This is a genomic window from Methanimicrococcus stummii, assembly GCF_032594435.1.
Classification (GTDB): Archaea; Halobacteriota; Methanosarcinia; order Methanosarcinales; family Methanosarcinaceae; genus Methanimicrococcus; species Methanimicrococcus stummii.
Map to the genome: position 1 here is coordinate 1,556,484 of NZ_CP131062.1, position 22,149 is coordinate 1,578,632.

At 42.6% G+C, this 22,149-nt stretch carries 20 protein-coding genes; 15 read left to right on the top strand and 5 right to left on the bottom strand.

Going from position 1 to position 22,149, the window contains the following annotated elements; genetic code table 11:
- Positions 1-110 precede the first annotated feature (110 nt).
- The 3 genes from MmiEs2_RS07255 to MmiEs2_RS07265 all read left to right on the top strand — a co-directional run bounded on the left by MmiEs2_RS07255 (position 111) and on the right by MmiEs2_RS07265 (position 2,801).
- Complete coding sequence (locus MmiEs2_RS07255; protein ID WP_316559200.1) at positions 111-896, top strand: CBS domain-containing protein; 786 nt, start codon at positions 111-113, stop codon at positions 894-896.
- A gap of 97 nt (positions 897-993) precedes the next feature.
- Positions 994-1,575 carry a GNAT family N-acetyltransferase gene (locus MmiEs2_RS07260; protein ID WP_316559201.1) on the top strand — a complete coding sequence of 194 codons (582 nt, stop codon included), beginning with the start codon at positions 994-996 and terminating at the stop codon, positions 1,573-1,575.
- 170 nt (positions 1,576-1,745) lie between these two features.
- The gene (locus MmiEs2_RS07265; RefSeq protein ID WP_316559202.1) at positions 1,746-2,801 is read left to right on the top strand and encodes an EF-Tu/IF-2/RF-3 family GTPase; all 1,056 of its coding nucleotides are present in this window, start codon (positions 1,746-1,748) and stop codon (positions 2,799-2,801) included.
- A gap of 82 nt (positions 2,802-2,883) precedes the next feature.
- Here the strand turns inward: MmiEs2_RS07265 and MmiEs2_RS07270 are convergent, their stop codons facing one another.
- Positions 2,884-3,177, bottom strand: a complete 294-nt coding sequence (locus MmiEs2_RS07270; protein WP_316559203.1) for a YgaP-like transmembrane domain — start codon at positions 3,175-3,177, stop codon at positions 2,884-2,886.
- A gap of 870 nt (positions 3,178-4,047) precedes the next feature.
- On the opposite strand from MmiEs2_RS07270, the gene MmiEs2_RS07275 reads away from it, so the two are divergent.
- The 7 genes from MmiEs2_RS07275 to MmiEs2_RS07305 all read left to right on the top strand — a co-directional run bounded on the left by MmiEs2_RS07275 (position 4,048) and on the right by MmiEs2_RS07305 (position 10,835).
- Entirely contained in the window at positions 4,048-4,866 is an 819-nt protein-coding gene (locus tag MmiEs2_RS07275; protein WP_316559204.1) for a hypothetical protein, read from the top strand.
- A gap of 348 nt (positions 4,867-5,214) precedes the next feature.
- Positions 5,215-6,612: a pyrrolysine--tRNA(Pyl) ligase gene (gene pylS / locus MmiEs2_RS07280; protein WP_316559205.1), complete on the top strand. Its 1,398-nt coding sequence runs from the start codon at positions 5,215-5,217 to the stop codon at positions 6,610-6,612.
- A 55-nt stretch (positions 6,613-6,667) separates the two neighbouring features.
- A complete protein-coding gene (gene pylB / locus MmiEs2_RS07285; protein ID WP_316559206.1) occupies positions 6,668-7,789 on the top strand; it encodes a methylornithine synthase PylB in 1,122 nt (373 codons plus the stop codon).
- 73 nt (positions 7,790-7,862) lie between these two features.
- Positions 7,863-9,083 carry a 3-methylornithine--L-lysine ligase PylC gene (gene pylC / locus MmiEs2_RS07290; protein WP_316559207.1) on the top strand — a complete coding sequence of 407 codons (1,221 nt, stop codon included), beginning with the start codon at positions 7,863-7,865 and terminating at the stop codon, positions 9,081-9,083.
- Positions 9,071-9,865: a 3-methylornithyl-N6-L-lysine dehydrogenase PylD gene (gene pylD, locus MmiEs2_RS07295; protein WP_316559208.1), complete on the top strand. Its 795-nt coding sequence runs from the start codon at positions 9,071-9,073 to the stop codon at positions 9,863-9,865. Before pylC ends, pylD begins: the two co-directional genes overlap by 13 nt.
- A gap of 149 nt (positions 9,866-10,014) precedes the next feature.
- Positions 10,015-10,164, top strand: coding sequence for a hypothetical protein (locus tag MmiEs2_RS07300; RefSeq protein ID WP_316559209.1), 150 nt, complete (start codon positions 10,015-10,017; stop codon positions 10,162-10,164).
- A 32-nt stretch (positions 10,165-10,196) separates the two neighbouring features.
- A complete protein-coding gene (locus tag MmiEs2_RS07305) occupies positions 10,197-10,835 on the top strand; it encodes a hypothetical protein (protein WP_316559210.1) in 639 nt (212 codons plus the stop codon).
- A gap of 12 nt (positions 10,836-10,847) precedes the next feature.
- On the opposite strand, the gene MmiEs2_RS07310 is transcribed toward MmiEs2_RS07305, so the two are convergent.
- Together MmiEs2_RS07310 and mutS are read right to left on the bottom strand one after the other, a co-directional pair.
- The gene (locus tag MmiEs2_RS07310) at positions 10,848-11,615 is read right to left on the bottom strand and encodes a coenzyme F420-0:L-glutamate ligase (RefSeq protein WP_316559211.1); all 768 of its coding nucleotides are present in this window, start codon (positions 11,613-11,615) and stop codon (positions 10,848-10,850) included.
- Positions 11,616-11,842: 227 nt separating this feature from the next.
- Positions 11,843-14,626, bottom strand: coding sequence for a DNA mismatch repair protein MutS (mutS, locus tag MmiEs2_RS07315; protein WP_420891225.1), 2,784 nt, complete (start codon positions 14,624-14,626; stop codon positions 11,843-11,845).
- 68 nt (positions 14,627-14,694) lie between these two features.
- Between mutS and MmiEs2_RS07320 the strand changes: the two genes are divergently transcribed.
- Positions 14,695-14,874, top strand: coding sequence for a hypothetical protein (locus MmiEs2_RS07320; protein WP_316559213.1), 180 nt, complete (start codon positions 14,695-14,697; stop codon positions 14,872-14,874).
- Between the two features lie 63 nt (positions 14,875-14,937).
- Here MmiEs2_RS07320 and MmiEs2_RS07325 read toward each other — a convergent pair whose 3' ends face one another.
- Both MmiEs2_RS07325 and MmiEs2_RS07330 read right to left on the bottom strand, forming a co-directional pair.
- The gene (locus MmiEs2_RS07325) at positions 14,938-16,422 is read right to left on the bottom strand and encodes a hypothetical protein (RefSeq protein ID WP_316559214.1); all 1,485 of its coding nucleotides are present in this window, start codon (positions 16,420-16,422) and stop codon (positions 14,938-14,940) included.
- A gap of 166 nt (positions 16,423-16,588) precedes the next feature.
- Positions 16,589-17,086, bottom strand: a complete 498-nt coding sequence (locus tag MmiEs2_RS07330; RefSeq protein WP_316559215.1) for a PUA domain-containing protein — start codon at positions 17,084-17,086, stop codon at positions 16,589-16,591.
- Between the two features lie 159 nt (positions 17,087-17,245).
- On the opposite strand from MmiEs2_RS07330, the gene MmiEs2_RS07335 reads away from it, so the two are divergent.
- The 4 genes from MmiEs2_RS07335 (at position 17,246) to MmiEs2_RS07350 (ending at position 22,095) form a co-directional block, all read left to right on the top strand.
- Complete coding sequence (locus tag MmiEs2_RS07335; protein WP_316559216.1) at positions 17,246-17,830, top strand: type 1 glutamine amidotransferase family protein; 585 nt, start codon at positions 17,246-17,248, stop codon at positions 17,828-17,830.
- A 79-nt stretch (positions 17,831-17,909) separates the two neighbouring features.
- Positions 17,910-20,063, top strand: a complete 2,154-nt coding sequence (mutL, locus tag MmiEs2_RS07340; protein ID WP_316559217.1) for a DNA mismatch repair endonuclease MutL — start codon at positions 17,910-17,912, stop codon at positions 20,061-20,063.
- Between the two features lie 62 nt (positions 20,064-20,125).
- Positions 20,126-20,644, top strand: a complete 519-nt coding sequence (locus MmiEs2_RS07345) for a deoxyuridine 5'-triphosphate nucleotidohydrolase (protein WP_316559218.1) — start codon at positions 20,126-20,128, stop codon at positions 20,642-20,644.
- Between the two features lie 272 nt (positions 20,645-20,916).
- Complete coding sequence (locus tag MmiEs2_RS07350; protein ID WP_316559219.1) at positions 20,917-22,095, top strand: coenzyme F420-0:L-glutamate ligase; 1,179 nt, start codon at positions 20,917-20,919, stop codon at positions 22,093-22,095.
- Positions 22,096-22,149: the final 54 nt, after the last annotated feature.

Below are 22,149 nucleotides of genomic sequence, written 5' to 3' on the forward strand. Positions count from 1 at the left end.
CGGGATTTGAATTCGGTGCTGCCGTTTTCAATGTCGCCCGATTCATACCTCTATAAAAAACGTAATACATTAACCTAAAAATCAATCAATCACAAAAGGTGAAAAATATTATGCAGGTTAAAGATATCATGGTCGCTCCGCCGACAATTGATAAATCGGCAAAGATTTCAAACGCGCTCGGTATAATGGAAAAGAAAGATACCCGACGCCTTCTTGTCACGCACAACGGTGAAGTGACGGGCGTTTTGACAATGCGCGGTCTTGCCAAGGAGCTTGGAACGAAAAAAAGAACAAAGCCTGCTTCCTCTCTCCCTGTGGTGACGGCCGTTACGGAAAATTATACATTCGTTAAGCCTGCCACAAAATTTGACATCGCCGCGAAAATCTTGAAAGAAAAGGGCGGCGTGCTTTTGGTCTCAGATGATGAAAAAGAAGTTCTCGGATGGATTACGCCAAACGAATTGATCGGCGCGTATGATTTCGTCGGTCAGGCCAAGGATGTCATGTTTGATAAAACAATTATCACAATCAACTCCAGCGAACGGTTGGTTCACGCCCGTTACTTGATGCTTGAAAACAATATCGGAAGAATTCCGGTCATGGAAGACGGAAAACTTGTCGGCATCATTTCCGAGCGCGATGTCGCAAAGGCGTTTCAGGAATTCAAGGACAATGTTCCGGACAATCACCAGGAGGCACAGGTGAAGAATCTCCTCGTCGCCGATGTGATGTCCAGAAGTCCGATTACGGCAAAGCCGACAACGCCGGCCGAGCAAATCGTCAGTTGCATCGTTCACAAAAACATCGGTATCGTGCCGATTATGGACGACAATGAGAAGATGGTCGGCATCATCACGCGCAGGAGTTTGCTTTTGGCGATTCCGACGTTGGAATAATCAGAATTTAAATCGTAAAATAAAGGAAACGGATTTTTCCGTTTCCGATTTTTATTTTTTCCTTAACATTTATCTAATTTCCACTCCTTTTTCTGCCATGGAAAATTTACCGTCCGCAACGATTCGAAAAGCGAATGCCGATGACATTGATGACATCATGAAAATCGAGCACCTTTCTTTTCATCCCGAAGTCATCGAATCCAAAAAAGTGTTTGAAGACAGAATTGCGGCGTTTTCGGACGGCTTTTTAATCGCCGAAATTGAAAATGAAGACGGGGGCAAAGAAATTGCCGGATATATTTCTTCCGAACTCTGGAATTATTCAAAGGATATTCCGTATTCGAATTTCAGTCTCAATCATTCGGTTTATGAAACGCACAGCGATTCCGGTGAAGAGCTTTACATTTCATCAATTGCGGTTAACCCGGCTGTCCGCGGCGGAAAAATCGGCAAGCGGCTTTTTACGGAGCTTTTGAAAAGCGTTTCTGAAAAGTACGCGCTGAAAAGCGCGATTTTGCTTGTAAACAGTGATTGGCAGAACGCTTACAAAATGTATCAAAAAGAAGGATTTGTGACGGTTGATAAAATTCCGGATTTTTTTCCGGTTTTGGAAAACGCCGACAGCGGCGAAGATTTGTCGGGTGTCGGGATTATTATGAGAAAAACGCTTTCGGATTAATTTCTTAAAATCCGGATTCGTTTTTCATTCAATTTTTAAAAAACTGTGTGATTCACGCGCGGCGGCGTGGCGGCCGGCGGCGGCAAAGCATCAAACAAAATTCATATATTTGAAACAGGTTTTAAGATTCATATTTCAAATTTATGTATTAATTTTTCAGGACTGATTTTATGACAAATATCGCAATTATCGGGGACGAGCAATCCGGCAGAACGTCGCTCGGCTCCAAGCTCGGCAAAAAAGGAACGGATTCCGACATTACTTTATTCAATGACGATCGCCATGAACAAAAATATGTTTACATCGACGCGAAATCTTATCCGAAGTCGATGAAATCAATTGTTGCGGCACTGAATTTGTCCGACATGGCGATTCTTTGTATCACGCCCAACGGATTGACGCCGATTGTCGGCGAATGTGTGGTGGCACTGGATTTGCTCGGGTTTAAGCGCGGGATTATCGCAATTACGAAGTCGGACACCAGCTACGCCATGGAAATTGATGCTTTCAAAGAAACGCTTAAAAAAGTCACGGCCGGAACCGTTCTTGAAAATTGGGAAGTTGTTTCGCTCAACACAAACAAAGATGCGCCGAATGCTTTTGAAGGCATTGACGAATTGAAAGAACAAATTCACAAACTCGGCGCTGACATTGAAGCCGAGCAAAGAACAAAAGACGATTTGCCGCCGCGTGTCGTCATCGACCATTTCTTTAACGTGACCGGCATCGGTATCGTCATTCTCGGCAAAGTTTTGCAGGGAACGATTCACACGCACGATAAAATCGGTTTGTACCCGGTTGACAAAAAAGTCGACATCCGTTCGATTCAAACGCATGATGTCGATGTCAAAGAAACGGGAACAGGGTCTCGCGTCGGCCTCGGCCTCAAAGGCCTTTTGGAGCGCGAATTGGAGCGCGGATTTTTGCTTTCAAACAGCGAACTCATCGCGTCCGACTTTGAAATTGAATGTACGCTTTCAAAATTCACGAAAGGCGGCGTCAAATTAGACGATGTTCTGCATTTGTTTGTCGGCCTCCAATCCGATCCGGTCCGCGTCAAGAAAATTACGGTCGGCGGCACCGAAAAAGACAAACTGAACGCCGGCGAGACAGGCATTTTAAAACTTGAAGGCGGCAAAAAAATCGCTTACAGCAAAGAAGATGTGTTCTTGTTTGCAAGTTTGGAAGAAAATCAGAGATTTACGGCAACCGGAAAGGTTGTCTGAATTTAATTTTTAATATTTTAGATTTGTTTTTAAAAGAACAATTTAAAAAAAGAGTAAAAATAAAAATAATTTCAATTCGAAATTATTTTCTTTTTCCTTTCTTCTTTTTTCGTGTGTCTTCGCCGATTAAAGCATAAACCGGTGAAAATTTCAAGTAAGCGGTTGAGAGTCCGGCAAGCGCTGCCAAACCGAGCAAATATCTGGCGATAAAGCCTCTTTTAATGAATATCAAGCCGATTAAAGCGACAACGCCGATGACGAAGCGAATCATACGATCTTCTTTGCCGATGTTGGGCTCAAGTTCTAAGCCGCTGCTTCCGGCAACATTTTTTAAACCGGGAATTCCGAGAAAGCGTTCGAAAATCATCCAAATCATGTTTTTTGACCTCGTTATTTGTTTGCTTGTATTTGAAAACGGATTTTCGATTTTCAAAAATACATAGCATGAGATTTTTATAAAATAACAATATCCAAATTAGTTTTTTAGTATAAATATACTCCTTTGGTTTTTGTCTTTTTCCGCTTTGTCTGCTGCATCGCCGCACGCGAGCAGCATCCTTTTTCAAAAACGAATGAAAATCGGACGAATGGGTTTATTAATTTTTGTATAATTATTACTCCATCGTTATTTTAATATTATCTAAAAAGATTAAAATTTTAGATTATAAATTTCAAATTGGCTTTTGAGATTTTTGGAGTTTTATTCATAATAATTATCATTAAATTGTTTAAAATAAGGCCATTTTTTCAAACGTTGTTACAATATCGTTGTAAAATTACAAAGCGGTTGTAATGTTTTGATGACTTTGAAAATTGTTAATCTCATGTTTTTCGCGTGTCCCCCTCTATCCGTTTTATTCTCAAATTTACCGTTCAAAAAAGAGTAACATTTTTATATATGCGCTTTCTTTGTAAAATTTGCTTTTGGATTTTTATTTTAAAGCTAACAGTTTTTCAAAGTAAAGTCTAAAACCACACATTCTATAACCACAAACCATATTAAAAACACACACACACACCTGGGTTCCCTCACACAGGGAACTCATTTATTCTTATTTCTTCTTAATTTGGTTTGCAGCGCGTCAAACTGCGCTTTTTCAAATTTAATTGTTTTTGAATCAATTAAATTCGTTTTATTTTTCCAATTTTTGAACCTTACAATTATATTTTTGAGCCGTTCTGAATCTTCTTATACTAGCAAATCCTTTTTTAATTTCAAACTGAAACAAACTAAACGCTGATAACTATGACATCCTGTAAAATCGCTGATTTTCAATCCGAAACGCCGGAATTGCCGGCTTTTGCGACAAGCGCAGCAGATGCAGGATTTTCATGGATTGCGGATCATTTTTCAAATACAAACGGCGCGTTTTCAAACATCGCCGTAAAAGATTTGACAAATTTAACGCTCGCTCACTTTTATTGGAATTATCCGCAAATCGGGTTCTTGTATCTTCAAACACTGCTTTTGAAACAAGAAGAAAACGGCTCTTTCGGCGACCTTCGCGAAACCGCGCGCGCGATTTCTTGTTTGTCGGCAGCTTATTCTTATTTGGAAACGCATTCCGGCGGTATGGACAACAATGATTTGATGACCGCGCGCGGAAACGCGATTTCATATCTTTTAACGCACCGCGCCGACTGGAGCGAAAATCTTTACGACACAGTTTACATTCTGGCCGCGTTGGCTGATGCCGGCATTTTCGAAGAAGAACTTTCTTTGGATTTGTGCGAAAACGACAGCCCCGACAGACAACAGCCTGGAACGACTGCGCTGATCTTGACCGCGCTTCAAAAACAAAAGAATTTAGGCAAATTCAGCGAAGCCGCAGACTTCATGATTTTTGAATTTATTTCTGAAAAATTGAAGCTGTTGGTTTCCGTTCGCGAAAACGGATTTTGGAAATATACGGCAACAAGCAATTTGGTTTTGCAGGCATTTGTACTCTGCAACCAAAAACATATTGCAATGGAATCTCTTCCTTGGATTACAGAATCTCAAAAAGAAAACGGTTCATGGGAAAACGATCTCAACACAACGTCTCTTTCTCTTCTGACGCTTTAGCAGCTGACAGCATGAGTTTATAATGACAATGCCGAACAGCGTTATAACAAGCGTTAAAATAACAACAGCGGCGGCATATATGCTGCGTTTTTGAATGTTTGGCGGAAAGGTATTAATTAAAAAAGCCCGTAATTGGGGGAGCGCTTCAACTGCAAAAACGACAAAGCGGTAAACAAACATAAACAAAACAAATTCAAATAAAATCAAAAAACCAATATTTATCGGCATTTCGGAAAGGAAATCTGGTCAGGTAGACCGAATGGACTCTAGATCCGTTTAGCCGGGTTAGATTCCCGGGATTTCCGCCTTACTATAATAAATCAACACGGAGAAAAGGAGGAACAAAATATGGCAGACAGACCAATGCTTGAGCGGCTCGTCAAACTCAATGACGTTTGGCTTTCACGAAAAGACGTTTTGCACGGCGTTAAGTCATATGATGTTTCAACGAAAAAAATCCGTATTCATACCGATTGCGGTGAAGTCATCACCGTCAACAATTCAAGACGCAGCGCATCGGCGCGTGCGCTTCGCAATTCAAAATACAGAAAAGTCTGCAAACACTGCAAATTGTCCGACGAACGCGTCAACCGATTCGTTGCCAAGGATTTCTACGATCCGGGAATCACTTATGTCGAAGCGCCGACCAAAAAATCCGCGCCGAAAAAAGTGATGAAAAAAGGCGTGGGACAAACGCCTGTTGCAGCAGAAGCGCAGTCGGCAGTCACCGCACAGCCGGCAATCGCAGCACAGCCGGCAATCGCAGCACAGCCGGCAATCGCAGCACAGCCGGCAATCGCAGCACAGCCAACCGCTGAGCAGCCGTTGGCGGCAGCGCAGTCGGCGGCAGCAGCGCAAACTGCAGCCGAGCAGCGACTCGCAGCCGAGCAGCAGCCCGCCGCGCAAAAACCTGAGGAGCCCGTTATCATGTCCGCAAAAGAAAAATTCTCACCGTCTCAGCGAAAAAGATTGGAAACCTTATTGGTTTCGGATGAAATCGATTTGGACAGCCCCGATCTTCCGCCGTTTGAAGAATTGGAAGCGGATTTGGTTTCCCGAAGAAAAGCGGAGCTTGTTGACATTTATGAAAACAGCCGCGAACATATGCTGGCTCAGCTTGAACGCGACATTTCAGCATTCTTAATTTCCAAAGGTTTCATTGAAATCAAGTCTTCCATTCTCATTCCCGAAGAATATATCGTCAGAATGGGAATCGACAAAGACGCCGAGCTTTCCAAACAGGTTTTCAGAACCGACGACGGCAAATGCTTGCGCCCGATGCTTGCGCCCGTTCTTTACAATTATCTCCACCGTTTCGGAAAAGTCATGCCGGATCCTTTGAAAATATTTGAAATCGGTCCGTGCTACCGCAAAGAATCCGACGGCAGCAGCCATTTGGAAGAATTTACAATGGTGAATTTCTGTCAAATGGGCGACGGCTGCACGCGTGAAAACTTGGTTCAGCTCATTGACGAATTTTTAACGTACCTCGGCATCAGTTACGAAATCGAAGGTGACGAATGTATGGTTTACGGCGCGACCGTTGACGTGATGCACGGCGATTTGGAGCTTTCTTCTGCCGTTGTCGGCCCGGTTCCGATGGACATGGACTGGGGCGTTGACAAGCCGTGGATCGGCGCAGGATTCGGACTCGAACGCCTGCTCAAAGTCAGACACAATTTCAAAAATATCAAACGCGGAAGCCGTTCAGAATATTATTACAACGGCATTCATACGAATCTGTAAACAATTTATCAAAATTACAAAATTATCAATAATCCAGAAATTGGGGGATTTCGAAATGGGGGATTTTTTTTCGGAAATGAGCGACGCTGAATACAATCAGTTCATAGAGGACATCATTTCAAAAAAACCGCTGACGGACGAAATGATTCGCGCCATGCTTTCCGTAACGGACAGAAACAGTTTGAAAAAGATGTATGACGCTGCGGTTTCCGTCAAAGAACGCTATTTCGGAAACGATGTCTACCTTTACAGTTTCGTTTATTTTTCCACTTACTGCAAAAACCAATGCGCTTTTTGCTACTACAACGCCAAAAACAAAATCGATCGCTACAGAATTACACCGGAAGAACTGCGCGAAATGTGCGGCGAACTCAAAAATACCGGCGTTCACATGATTGATTTAACGATGGGCGAAGACCCGCATTTCCATAACACACCCGAAAATCTTCTTGAATTCGTCCGAATTACAAAAGAAGTAACAGGTTTGCCGGTGATGGTTTCTCCAGGCGTTGTCGACAACGATTTTATCTGCGCGCTTCAAGAAGCCGGCGCCGATTTTTTCGCGCTTTATCAGGAAACGTATCAGGAAGAACTTTACGGCAAACTCCGCGTCGGCCAATCTTTTGAAGAACGCGCCGCCGCCCGAAACAACGCGAAAGCCGCCGGCATTTGCATTGAAGATGGTATTTTGACCGGTTTTTCCAAAATGAAAATGTCAAACGGTGAGACGATCAATCCTTCCGTTTCCGATGACATTGAATCGGCAATCGTTTCCATTCACGGCATGCAAAAAGCCGATCCGGATCAGGTGCGCGTCATGACGTTTGAACCGCAGCCGGGAACACCGCTTGCCGAAACAACGCAAGCGTCAGACTTGATGGAACTCAAAGTCATTTCAATTCTTCGATTCGTCTTCCCCGACCGTTTGATTCCGGCTTCTTTAGATGTTGCCGGCATTCCGGGAATGGTTGACCGCCTCAACGCCGGCGCGAACGTTGTCACGTCCATCATTTCCGCCGATTCAAAACTGGAAGGCGTTGTCAATTTTGACCGCGACGTTTCACTGAACGAAAGACAAAGAGACGCGAAAAGCGTGATTGAAAAGCTTCATGAGATGGGGCTTGAGCGCGGCAGCCAGGAAAGCTTTGAGGCTTATTTGAATCGGAGCAAATCATAATTTTTGTTTTTATTTTTATATTCATTTATATTTCATTTTTTAATCTTCATATTAAGAATCAATAGGAATCAAAATGTCGGCTTCAACTCAAAACAAATCTTCGATTGCTTCTGATTTTCCGGAATCCAAGTACGCGGGAAAACGCATTTGTCTCATCGGCGGCAAGCTTCAAGGCGTTGAAGTTGCATATTTGGCGAAAAAAGCCGGTATGGTTGTTGTTCTGGTTGATAAAAATCCGAACGCGTTGGCTCAAAGTTTGGCTGACGAATTTTATTGTTTTGATATTGCAAAAGACAAATCTCAATTCATTTCAATTTCCGAAAAATCCGATTTCATGATTCCCGTGAATGAAAATGAAGAAACGATTCAATTTTTAAAGTCCGTTGAAGATGAAATAAAATGTCCGCTTCTTTTCGATTTTCCCGCGTATCATATCAGCTGCAATAAAAACAGATCCAAAGATTATTTCAAAAAAATAAATATTCCGACGCCGGTCGATAAACCCGATTGTCCGCCTTATTTCGTTAAACCGCCGTCGGAAAGCGGCAGCGTCGGCGCACGCGTCATTGAATCGGATGACGAATTAAAGCTGGTGCCGATTAATTATTTGGTTGAGGAATATTTAAGCGGTCCCGTTATTTCTTTAGAAATTGTCGGCAACGGCAACGATTATGTTGTTGTCAAAGAAACTCAAATTCATGTCGATGAAGTTTGGGATTGTTATGCCGTAACGCCTCTTCCGGCAAACGACAGCTATCGAAAAATCGGACTTGATTTGGCAAAAGGACTCGGCCTGAAAGGAATTATGGATGTTGAAGCGATTTTGAACCCGAAAGGCACGAAAGTTCTTGAAATTGACGCGCGTTTCCCGAGCCAGACGCCGATTTGCGTTTATTTTTCATCCGGAATCAATTTGCTTCTTTTGTTGATTGAAGCGTTCACCAATCCCGAATTCAAAGACGAGGGCTTTTTGAATTCAACCAATCCCAAATACAAAGATTCGTTCTGCACTTTTGAACATTTCCAAAAAAAGGGAAGCCGAATCATATCGGGAGGCGAACATTTAATTTCTGCCGGCAGCGATTTCCGGCTGCATGAAACGGAAAACTTGCAATTTAAAGAAGGCGGCGCCGACATTTTTATTTGCTCGGGCGAAAATGATTATCAGGCGTACACGGTCATAACATACGCCAAAACGGAATCAAAAGCAAGAGATGTGCGTGACAAAACCATTTCTTCAATTCTTAAAACATTAAAACCGAAAGAACAGCAGGAAAAATCATGGCACTTTTAACACCTGAAGACTTGGCGAATATGACAAACGCGCTCGTTGAAAACGACCGCTTAATCACGGAATTGACAAATTATTCTTTGGACGGACTTTGCCGCAAAATTTATGGCACCGCGCCGAACAACGAAAAGGTTGCTATCATTCCGATTACCGCCGGAAACGGAATCATCGGCAGCTTTTCGGAATCCTTGCTTTTCACGGTTCAGCATTTCGGAATGGACGGCTTCATCACGGAAAACACTGATGTCGCCGGCTATTATGAAGCCGTTATGAAAGGCGCCGACATTATTTTAATGGCGGACGACCTCGCGTACATCGCGCACAATCTCAAAAACAGCAAAATCGCGCACAATCAAATTTGTACCGGCCGCATTTACGCCGAAATTCTTTGCAACGCCAAAGATTACGCCGACGACAAAGATGTTCTCGTCATCGGTCTCGGAAAAGTCGGAACGCCCGCGGTTGAAACTTTCTTGAAAGAAAAGCAGAATGTTTATGTTTTTGACGTTGATTCCAACCGCGTCGATGAAGTCGTTTCGGAATATCCGGTTTCAAAATATGACCCGACGGATTCAAAAACACCCAACTCATTTTTCAAAATCTTTGAAGCAACCCCGTGCGCCGATACCATTTCAAAAGACGTGTTAAAACAAAATTCGCTCGTCTCAACACCGGGAATCCCATGCGGTATTTCCGATGAATTGATTGAAAAATACAGCATTCGCGTTGTTTTAGAACCGCTCGGAATCGGGACGTTGAGCATGCTGTATGCGGTTTTTGATTGAAAATAAATGAAACTTTTCTAAAAACGCACACTGTTGAATGAAAACGAATGCGTGATAAATATATTAAATAAAAGAAATCAAATGAAGAAAAATAAAAAAATCCATTTATATAACCTTTATTTTAAAGTATGATTGCAGAAGGTGAAAAAATGGCTACTTCATCAATTACAGATTTAATCATTGTAGACAGCAAAAAGCTGCAAAAGGCGATGGACGAACTTGAAACCGAAGATTTGACGACAGGCAGATTTCGGGTAAATGCACTTGAACAAATCGAAGCGGGACGAAAACTGCTGTAAAATAAGCTACATAAGAATAGTGGTGAACATTGATGACTTTCACTATTTTAGAGTTTAATTCGTATCTTCAAAACTATTCTCAGGATTCAATACTTTCAGATTTATCTTCTTTTAAATCTCGAGACGGAAGTGAAGATTTATGTCGTTTTCTTCAAGAAAATTTTGATGAAAATGGCATGAGAATTGATAATTTTATTGATTTTGAAAGAAATCATCTTTGTCGCATCTATTTTGTATTAACAAATCCGGTTGAAAAGACAGAAGATAATGCAAAAAATAATACAGAAAACAAATGTGTTTTGAATTTAAAAACAGGAACATATCCGATATATGGATATTTTTCAATTGCAGCAAGAACACTTTATGCCGTTAACATTGATAAAAATCAAGACATTTTACCCCCAAAAAATATTGTTATTTACTTAGTCGGACATTTATGTAAAAATGTTTCTTATGAATGGAAAAACGGTGGAGAATACATGCTTCAGCAATGTTTTGAAATTATTGAATCTGTTCATCAAAAAATCGGAATCAAATATGTTTTAATCGAATGCAATGAAGATCTTGTCGAATATTATTCGGCTCAACATTTTAAAAAAATCGGCTTCAATAAAAAAAGCGGACTTTATCAAATGATTCGAGGAATAGAAACAATAGAAAAACCTATTTGATTTTTTACTTATTCATTTTTTATTTTTCAATTCCAAAAGTCCTTGAATAATCAAATCCCGTTCTTTCGAACGATACATTTCCGTCACGGAAACCGCTTCGTCGGTGTAGAGATCCAAACCGCGAACAATAACAGCCGGAACACCGTCGCCGCCTTCGCCCATGATTAAATTCGCGGCGCCGGCGATTTCGTCAACGACCGCCTCTTCGGAAATTTCCAAAACTTTGCCGTAAAGGTCTTTTTCGCCAATCCATTGGCGAATGGGTTTGATGTTGTAAAGACCGACGGCAACGTTTGTTTGACCTTCTTTAAAAGAACGGCCGTTGGTGTCGGTGATAATCACGCTGATTTTTTTGCCCGATTTTTGTTCAATCGCCTTACCGATTGCGGCGGCGTGTCCGTCCGGTTTTTCCGGCAGTGTCAGGAGGAGGTCGCCGCCGACGTTGGACGCGTCAATTCCTGCGTTGATGCAAACGTGACCGTTCGTGTTTCGAACCAACATGAACGGCGTTTCCGTGAAGACTTCGAGACTTTGATCCAAAATCGCCTGAACGAAACGCGGATCTTTGCCGTTAAGTGCTGCAATTCGTTCGGCTTCGGCGCTCGGAACGATCTCATCTTCCCGAAAAGTCAGCCCGAGAGACTTTGAAATGATTGTTGACGCGATGACAATAATATCTTTATCGGCGATATCCGGCGCGTTTTTAAAAATAATTTCCGCGATGTCGTCTCCTTTTTCAATTAAAGGAATATTTTCAACCGCTTTTAAAATCAGGGACAAGATCATTCTCTCCGACATTTTTTAAAAAATTATAAAAGAATTTTAATGAATTCAAAGATTTTTAAGGATTTTTAAAATTTTAAATAAATTTTTAGAATTTGAAACAGAATTTAAATAAGACAAAATCGTAAACAGTTCTGCGGTGCGTGATGAAAGTTACCCCATCTTGAGCAAAGAATGAAGAAAACTTATGAGCTGATGCCGCACTTTTCATTTCAGATCCATTTTTATTTCGATTCTTCTTCCAATCGGCGCAGTTTTTCTTTCACTTCTTCGAGTTTAAGCAGCGCCTGCATCGGCGTCATATTATTAACATCCAAATCTTTGAATTCACCTTTCAGCTCTTCGATTTCTGGATGCTCAATGAATTTTTCAACAATGCGTTCTTCCGCCCCTGCGCTTTCCGGGTCGAAAAGCAAAAGCTGCGTGTAGCGCGCCGATCTTTTTTTGCTGCGGCTTTCGTCTTCAATCATGCTTTCGTTTTCAATTTCTTTTAAAATCTCGGCGGCGCGCTCGTTCACTTTTTCGGGAACGCCGGCAAGTCTTGCGACGTGAATACCGTAACTCTTATCGGTTGCGCCCGGAACGATTTTTCGAAGGAAAACCAAATCGTTTCCTGTTTCGCGAACGGCGATGTGGAAATTTTTCAGGCGCTTCAACTTGTTTTCAAGCGCCGTCAATTGATGATAGTGCGTTGCGAAAAGTGTTCGGACGCCCTTTTTGTCTTTGTTATGAATGTATTCGACAACCGCTTTTGCAATGCTGTAACCGTCATAAGTACTGGTGCCGCGACCGATTTCATCAAGCAGAATCAAATTGCGCTCGCCCGAATTGTTTAAAATGTTGGCAAGCTCGACCATTTCCACCATGAACGTACTTTTGCCGCCGGCCAAATCGTCGTGCGCGCCGATTCTCGTAAAAATGCGGTCAACAACGCCGATTTTGGCAAACGCCGCCGGCACGAAGCTTCCGGCTTGCGCCATCACGATAATCATTGCGATTTGGCGCATGTAAGTGGATTTACCCGCCATGTTCGGACCGGTGATGAGCAGGAATTGGTTTTCGGTCGAATCCATTTCGGTATCGTTTGGAACAAATCCTTCCGTTGTTTTTTCGACAATCGGATGGCGACCGTCGCGGATTAAGATTTCCAGGCTGTCGTCCAATTGCGGGCAAATATAATTATTTTCAATTGCGGCTTCGGCGAAACTGCATAAAACATCAATTTTGCCGATCAAATGCGCCATCGCCTGAATCTCTTTCGCGTAAGAGGAAACATGTTCCGTCACTTCGCGGAAAATCTCATATTCAAGCGCGACAGATTTGTCGTCTGCCGTTAAAATCAAACTTTCGCGCTCTTTGAGTTCGGGCGTAAAATAGCGTTCACCGTTTGCGACCGTTTGTTTTCTTATGTAATTTTCGGGAACAAGGTGTTTGTTGGCGTTTGTGACTTCAATGAAATAGCCGAAAACTTTGTTGTAGCCGACTTTCAGGTTTTTGATTCCGGTCCGTTCACGCTCTCCGGTTTGGAATTCGGCAATCCATTCTTTGCTGTCGCCCGAAGCGTTTCGAAGCTCGTCAAGCTCGGCGCTGAATTCAGGCTGAATCATTTTTCCTTCGCGAACGGTAATCGGCGGCTCGTCAACAATCGTTTTTGAAATCAAATCGGAAAGTTCGGAAGCGAAATCAAATTGAGAAATTTCATCACAAATTTGGGACAAAAGCGCCGATTCCGTTTTGTTTGATTTCGAATTTGAGCCGCATAATTGGTTTAATTCGGCGCAGAGGCCGGGTAATTCAAAGAGTGAATTGCGCATGGAAATCAAGTCGCGCGCATTGGAATTGCCGTAAATCATTCGGCTGACAAGCCGTTCAATATCGGAAATGTTTGACAGGTGCTGTCTTAAATCGTAACGGGAAAGACTGTTTTCTTTGAGCGCCGAAACCGCGTTTAAACGCTCTGTAATTTCAACAGAATCCACCAGCGGGCGAAGCAGCCAGTTGCGAAGCAATCTGGATCCCGGCGGTGTTTTTGTTTTGTCCAAAACATGAATCAGAGAATAATTTTCGCCGTCATCGCGCGTGTTTTTAATGATTTCCAAATTGCGAAGCGTCATCGAGTCCAAAACCAAATGCTTCGACATGGAATAAAACTGAACGGGTTGAATGTGTTCCAGTTCTCTCATTTGCGTTTTAAGCGCGTAGTCTAACGTTTTGCCGCAGGCGAGAATCGCGTAATCGGAGCCGGAAAAACCGAGTCCTTCCAATGTGGAAACTTTAAATTGCTTCAATAAATCCGATTCACATTTTTTAACTTCGGTTGATACGGATTTGGCGCATGAAAAAGATTCGATTTTAACTTTGTTTTCTTCCAGTCGGTTCATCAGCAGCTCATTTTGCATGAGCGCGTCCTGCAAAATGCATTCTGCCGGACGATAGCGTGCAACTTCGCTGATGACTTTTTCATAAGGCGCAGAATCTTCAAATTGCGTGCCGAAAAATTCGCCGGTGGAAATGTCCAAAAAAGAAATGCCGAAAACATCGCCGTTGTCGTTCGCCTTTGATTTTTTCTTATCGCTGTCGGGATTAAAAGAGCTTGTGAGCGCCATTAAATAATTGTTGGCGGCATCGGTAATGATGGACGAATCAATCGCCGTTCCGGGCGTGACAACGCGAACGATACCTCTTTTGACAATGCCCTTCGCTTTTTTCGGATCTTCCAGCTGCTCGCAAATGGCGACCTTGTATCCTTTTTTGACCAAACGGGGCAAATAATTATCAATCGCATGATAAGGAATTCCGGCAAGCGGCATTTGTTTGCCGTCTTCCGTCTTGCCGCGATTCGTAAGCGTAATTTCGAGCTCTCTTGCGATTGTTTTTGCGTCATCGCCGAAAGATTCGTAAAAGTCACCCATTCGGAAAAAAACGAGCGCGTCGGGACATTCTTCCTTGGCGGCATAATATTGTTTCATTGCAGGGGTGGCTTGGCTCATTTTATCAGCTGTCGTCATATGAATTTATATATAAATTTGAACATAATAAGTTTGATAAATTAAAAACAATCGGAGATGATTTAATAATGGCATTGATTTGTCCGCAGTGCGGAAAAGCGGCTCTTTATCTTGAAACCGGCGGTATTTTGGGTGACATTTATCACTGCAAAAACTGCTCTTATATCGGAAATTTCGTCATCGAAAGCGATGACCCGGATCTTTCCGATGAATTGAAAGAAGGACGCCGCGCTGAAATCGGCAAATAATTTTTTTATTTCCTTCTTTACTTTTTTAATTTTTATTTTTAATTAAATTATTGTTTCTCATTTTTATTCTTCAGATTCTGCGCCCGTTTTTTCAGATTTAATCTCATTTTCAGATTCGGATTCTGTTTCCGTTTTTTCAGACTCTGTGTTTTCAATGCTTTCGCCTGTGAAAACATTGACAATCGGCATATTTTCATGCTTTTCGGAAGCTTTTTTGGATCTTCTCTTCTGCGCTCTTTTTGAAGTGCTGCCTTGCTTTTTCGCTTCGCCGCCGCCGGTTTGATCTTTCGAAACGGCCGGTTCAATCTGTTCGGCGGATTCAATCGGCGCAGCCGGTTCGTTTTCTTCGACTTGTTCGCCTTTGACCAATTCTTCTTCCATTTCGGCTTCCGCTGCTTTTTCCTCAGCGTCTCTCTCAGCAGAATCGGCTTTCAAATATTCTTCCGTTTCTTCGTCAACGCCTTCTTCAATTTTTTCGTCAACATCTTCTTCAATCTCTTCACCAACATCGATTTCATCAATATTGATTTCTTCATCGATGTCTTCGTCAATCTCTTCTTCCGCTTTTTCGATGACGTTTGTGTTGATTAAGTCAAAGGAATCGCCTTTGGAAAGGATTGTTGCCTTTTCTGCGTTTTCAGGGTCGTTGATGTCGAATCCGTCGCCTTTGATAAATCGAATGTTGCCGGATGAAATTTTGCCTTCCACAAATGACGTTTCGTGAATCCAAACGGTCTTGGCTGCGATTTTGCCGCTGATTTTGACATTTTTGTCAATAATGATTCGACCGGAGGTGCTGTTTATTTCGCCGCTGACATTTGATCCTTCGCCGATTAACATGTCGCCTTTCGCGCGGATAAAGCCGTTTAAATCAAGATTTTTGCCGCCGGCGAAACGTTTGCAAATGACTCTCGTGCGGATATCGCAATCGTTTCCGACAATGAAATCTTCGGGAACGTTGATGCTTTCCGATGAAATTTTAGAACCGAGCGGAATGACGAAGAATCTGCCGCGGCCGAGAACTTCGGACATTTTGTTTTCGTCCATATTTTCAAAGTCGATTTCTTCATCGTCTTCGAATAATTCATTGAGCGCCTTGTCGATTTCTTCGCTGGATTTGCCGATGCCAATCATCGCGCGAATGTACAAAAAGATAAAAACCATGACAGGAAGTGGGTTTCTGACAACGACCCAGCCTTTTGACAAAAAGCCGCCGTTGAGTTTGACTTCCTTTCCGATATCCAAATCGCCTTCGACAACGATTTTACCGTTAATCGTTGTAAATTCACCGATGTAAGCGTCGCCGCCGACGTTGACGTTTTGATCGAATTTACACCACACATCCGCGCGAATATCGTCATCGGTGTTGATTTCGCCGGCAACGTGAACGCCTTCGCCGACCATTAAAAATCCGCTTTTGATTTCACGTGCGATAACGGCGTGATTTCCGATAATCATATCGGCTTCAGTGGCAAGTTTTTGGTCGTCAATGACAGCATTATCGGGAACAATGAATGTTGTCAAAAAATTTTCAGGCAGCGGCGTCAACTCCTTTGAAATGCTATGAATGGATTTCGAATATAATGTGGATTGTGTGAAATATAATGTAATAAACTAATGAAATAATAATATGATTAACGGATTTAAAATTATTGTCAAGCGCGGCAGATGGTGTTAATCATTTTGAGTTATTTTTGATGATTTTTTTAATTTTTTAGTCATCTTTTTCTTCTTTGTCAACGCCGCCTCTGACCAAAACGGCAGCGCCTTGACTGCTGTGCATGATTTCTGCGGGTGACAAAACGAGTTGTCCTGTGGCGAGGAGCTTATCGTCTTTGTCGGTGACAAGAATTTCTTCCATTGCCCGAATATCGGGATCAATCGAAAAGATGTGTTTGCAAAAAGCGGTTTTTCCTTTCGCAACAAACGGTGCCGCGTCATCGACAACGGAAACGCGCATTGCCGGCGCTTTTAAATAAGCGTGAAGACGGCGCGCACCTTCCATGCTGAGCGTGAAAAATCCGTCTTTCGCGCGGACGGTCGCGATTCTGACACCGTTTGAGTGAACCTGGCGAATGCGTTTGGTTTTGGAAAGCTGAAACGAAGCGTTATCGTCAAACAAGACAGCTCCGGCTCCTTTCCCGAATTGGTAGTCGGCCATCATTCGAACGCGTTTTAAACGCGCTTCTTGTGTCATCGGTATGCTTGTCATAAATTAAAACTCGTCAATTGATAATTGAAATGAGAATACGATTGATAATTTAAATAGTTGTTTGGAAAATGTATTTATAAAAATTATTTAAAAATCCAAAGCAAACCGTTAAAAACATCAAAACCGATAATCTTTTAAAAATTTAAAACCCGATTCAATATGCCTGACGTTATCATTCTTTGGGACGGACCGCTTTTCTTTGAACACATGTTTGAAGAATACGGCATAACTTCAACCATCGCCGCCCCATCTTCAATCAATTCGCCGCATTTGCCGCCGGCAAAGCTTTTGATTGTTCCGGCCGGATTCACTTATCCGGAACATGCCATTGTCAGCAATGCGCTTGCAAACGAAAAAATTCAAAAAAAGATTTTTAATTTCGTTGAAAACGGCGGCGTTTTTTTGATGTTTTCGCCGCTCAAAGAAGTCAGCACGTGCAACGCCTGCCGCGCGCCTGCCGTCACGTCGCTTTTGCCGTTCGGATCGGATGTCGAATATGTGCAGAAAGATGTTTTGATTCAAAGAGAAAGCGCGCTCATCGGGGATTCTGATTCCGTTTACTGCGACGGTTATTTTCAAAAATTCGGCACCGATTTTTTTGTGATTGAAAAAGACGATGCCGGCCGCGCCGTTCATATTTCTAAAAAACTTGGAAAAGGGCAAATTATTATATCTTCCGTTCACGAATTTTTATCAAAAACGTATTTCGAATCTCTGCTTTCCGGCCCAAAGGTGAAACTATAAAATAAAACAAAACCTGATTTCAATCAATAAAATCAAAAAATAAAATCAAAATTGAAGTTTCAAAAACAAGAGAGATAAAATGAGTTCAAATTCTTTTATTCATGTTCTGGATCAGGACACCATTAACAAAATCGCGGCCGGTGAAGTTGTTGAGCGCCCGGCTTCCGTTGTCAAAGAATTGGTTGACAACGCGATTGACGCCGGCGCGAAAAACATCCGCGTCGAGTTAAAGGACAGCGGAAAATCTTTAATTTCCGTTCGCGACGACGGCAAAGGAATGTCTCGCGACGATGTTGTTTTGTCGCCGATTAAGCATGCGACGAGCAAAATTACAACCATTACGGATTTGGAAAACGTTTCAACGATGGGTTTTCGAGGCGAAGCGCTTGCGGCAATCAGCTCCGTTTCCAAATTTGAAATCGTCACGAAACGAAAAGAGGACGCGATGGGAACGCGGCTTTATTTGGAAGACGAAAAGCAGGAAATCACGGACATCGGAACGCCTGACGGCACGGCCGTTAATGTTTATGAACTTTTTTACAACACGCCGGCGCGTTTAAAATACATGAAAACGGATGCGACTGAATTGTCTCATATCGCCGGCATCGTCAGCGATTTAATTTTAGCCAACCCTGAAATTTCATTTACATTAATTAATAACGGCAAAACGATTTTATCAAGCGCGTCCTCTGATTTGTTCAACTCAATCGTTGACATTTTGGGACACGACGCGGCGCGCGTCATGATGGAAATTCCTTCCGAAAATATGGAAACCGCGCTCGGTGAAGATAAGAAAGAAGCAATCGATCAAATTAAATCGCTTGCGGAATACGCGGATATGGAAATTTCGGGATACATTTCAAAGCCGACGTTCAGCAAAACAACGACGGATAATTTGTTTTTTATCGTCAATAACCGCCCGGTCACTTCAAAAGAACTCGTCAAAGCGATTCGCCTCGGCTACTACACAAAACTTCCGAAAGACCGATATCCGGCGGCTGTTATTCATTTGAAAATCAATCCGTCCGAAGTCGATGTCAACGTTCACCCGCGAAAAGTTGAAGTTCGGTTTAAAGATGAAAACCGCTTGGTCAGAATCGTTTCCGATGTGATTGAAACAACGCTTCGATTGTATGAATTGGCGCCGAAAGTGACAGCCGCCGAAGCCAAGAAAGTTGTTGAAAAATCATTTTCCGACTTTGGCGCGCCTCAAAAAACGGAAAAAACCGAATCGGTGCCTAAAAATGAATCGGGAACAAAAGCCGAATCGGGAACAAAATTTGAATCGAAACCGGAATCCGGTTTTGAAGCAAAATCAAATTCCGGCGCTTTGAAAAAGAATCCGGATTCGGATTCAATAAATTATGTTAAAGAAACGCAGGCGACATACTCAACGAAAGCGGCTTCTGATCTTTCTGATGAAAAGAAAAATGAAAAAACCGCCAAAACGACAAAAACCGCAACTTTCGGCGATTCTTTGTCAGCCGTTCCCGAAAAATACGGGACGGGTTATGTCGCGCCGGCAAAAGATACCGACAAACGCTTGAAGGAAACGGAGCGCTTGCTTTCAAAAATGGCAAATGAAAAACCGGCGGATGCGAAAACTGAAAACGATGCGCCGAATTCAAAAACTGATGAAAAAACGCCGTCGGAAATCAGTATTTTAGATAATATTCGAATTGTGGGACAAATTTCCAATCTTTATATTTTAGCGGAAAAAAACGGCGGACTGCTCGTTATTGATCAACACGCGGCGCATGAACGAATATTTTATGACATTATCAAAAAGCAGGAAAATATTTCCGTGCAGGAATTAATTTCGCCTGTTGTCATTAATTTGACGCCGAAAGAAAAAGTGCTTATGGACGAATATATTCCGTATTTGGAAGAAGTCGGCTTCGGCATTTCCGAGTTCGGCGACTATTCTTACGCCATCAGTTTTGTTCCGGTTGTTTTCGGCAGAATGGAAGATGTTTCAACCGTTCACGATTTTATCGCCGATCTTCTTTCGTTCGGAAAAGTCAAGACCGAAACCGGCGCGCGCGATACGGTTGCCAAGCGGACAGCTTGCAGAGCGGCAATCAAGGCCGGCGCTTCCTGTAATCCGGCGCAGATGGAAGAGCTGATTCGCCAGCTCAAGCTGACGGAAAACCCGTATTCCTGCCCGCACGGGCGGCCGACGATATTGGTTTTTTCACAAAAAGAAATCGAAAAATTGTTTGAAAGGTCTTAAAAAAATTAAACTTTGTTTATTTGTCAATATTATCAGAATTATTTATTAAAAGAGGATTGCAGATGTCGTTTTTATCAGACGCAGAAATTCGGGAATTGATTTCCCAAGAACCGCCGCTTGTTGAAAAGTTTTTGGATTTGGAAACACAGGCGCAGCCGAACGGTTTTGAAATGACGGTGGCCGAAGTTTATGAATTAAACGGCGCAGGCGCCGTTGATTTTGATAACAGCGGCCGAAAAACGCCTGAAAAAAAATTGCTTCCTTTTGACGAAAACGGCTGGCTTCACCTGAATCCCGGCATTTATTCTATTGTTTTAAACGAAATCGTCAATATTCCGAAAAATCTCGGCGCGATTGCTTATCATCGTTCCAGTTTGACGCGAAGCGGCGTTGTTCTCGGAACGGCGGTTTGGGATGCCGGCTACAGCGGGCGCAGCGAGTGTCTTGTCATCGTTCACAACCCGGCCGGCTTTGACATGAAAAAAGATGCGCGTGTGATGCAGCTTTTGTTTTTCAGATTGGGAACGGATGCCGCGAATTTGTATAACGGTGTTTATCAAAATGAAAATCTGGAGAAATGAAAGTCGGATTTTTTTTCAATTTTTGATGAGAAACGAATTTCATAATTTCATTTTTTATTATTCTTCATTCGTTTTTCATTTTTGATTTCTTTTAATTCATTTATTCATTAATTCTTCATTTTTCGCTGTATCATTTTTGTTCATTAAAATCAAATTTATATCATACCACTTTCTTTTTTTACTTGTTCATACAATATTCGATATTTATTTTCAATCAAATTATTACTCGAATACTTATACTTTAAAATATTTTGAAATTACAGGTGATTATTTTGAAATTAACAGGAACACAATCCATCGGCATTAAAGCACCGATTGTCAAAGAAGGCGACGATTTAGCGTCAATCGTTACGAATTCCGTTCTTGAGGCTGCCGAATCTTCCGGTTTTGAAATTGAAGACGGCGACGTCATCGGCGTCACGGAAGCGGTTGTCGCTCGAACGCAGGGCAATTACGCGACGGTTGAGCAGCTGGCAAAAGATGTCAGAAGCAAATTTCCGGGCGGTGTCGCCGCTGTTTTGTTCCCGATTTTGAGCCGCAACAGATTCGCGATTATGCTCAAAGGAATCGCAATGGGGCTTGACAAGGTTTATTTGATTCTCAGCTACCCGAGCGACGAAGTCGGCAACCAAATTATCACTTGGGAACAAATTGATGAAGCCGGAATCAATCCGTACAAAGACGTTTTGACCGAAGAGGAATTCAGAAAAGCTTTCGGCGAAGATACAAAACATCTTTGGACAGGCGTTGATTACATTGAATATTACAAAAGCCTCGGCGACAATATCGAAGTGATTTTTGCCAATCACTCACGCGCCGCGCTCCAATTTACGAACCATGTTTTGACGGCGGACATTCACACGCGCCACAGAACGAAAAAGACGCTCAAAGCCGCCGGCGCCGAAACGGTTTACGGTTTGGACGACCTTTTGAGCGCGCCGGTTGACGGCAGCGGCTGCAACCCGGATTTCGGCATTTTGGGAGCGAACAAGGCCACCGAAGACAGAATTAAGCTTTTCCCGAAAGACTGCAATGTTTTTGTCAACGATGTTCAAAAACAAATGAAAGAGAGAACCGGAAAGCAGGTGGAAGTTTTGGTTTACGGCGACGGCGCCTTCAAAGATCCGGTTGCCGGCATTTGGGAACTCGCCGACCCTGTCGTTTCTCCCGGATACACGAAAGGTTTGGAAGGAACGCCGAACGAATTGAAACTCAAATATTTGGCCGACAATGAATTCAAGGATTTGGAAGGCGACGAGCTTCAAGACGCGCTTCGCGAAAGCATCAAAAACAAAGAGGATGTGGCGGGCAAAATGGTGTCGCAGGGAACGACGCCGCGCAGATATGTTGATTTGATCGGCAGTTTGTGCGACTTGACAAGCGGCAGCGGCGACAAAGGAACGCCGATCATTTTGGTTAAAAATTATTTCGATAATTACGCGACGGAATAATTGAATAAAAATTGAATTAATCAAGATTAAATCAATTAAGAATGAGATTGAAAA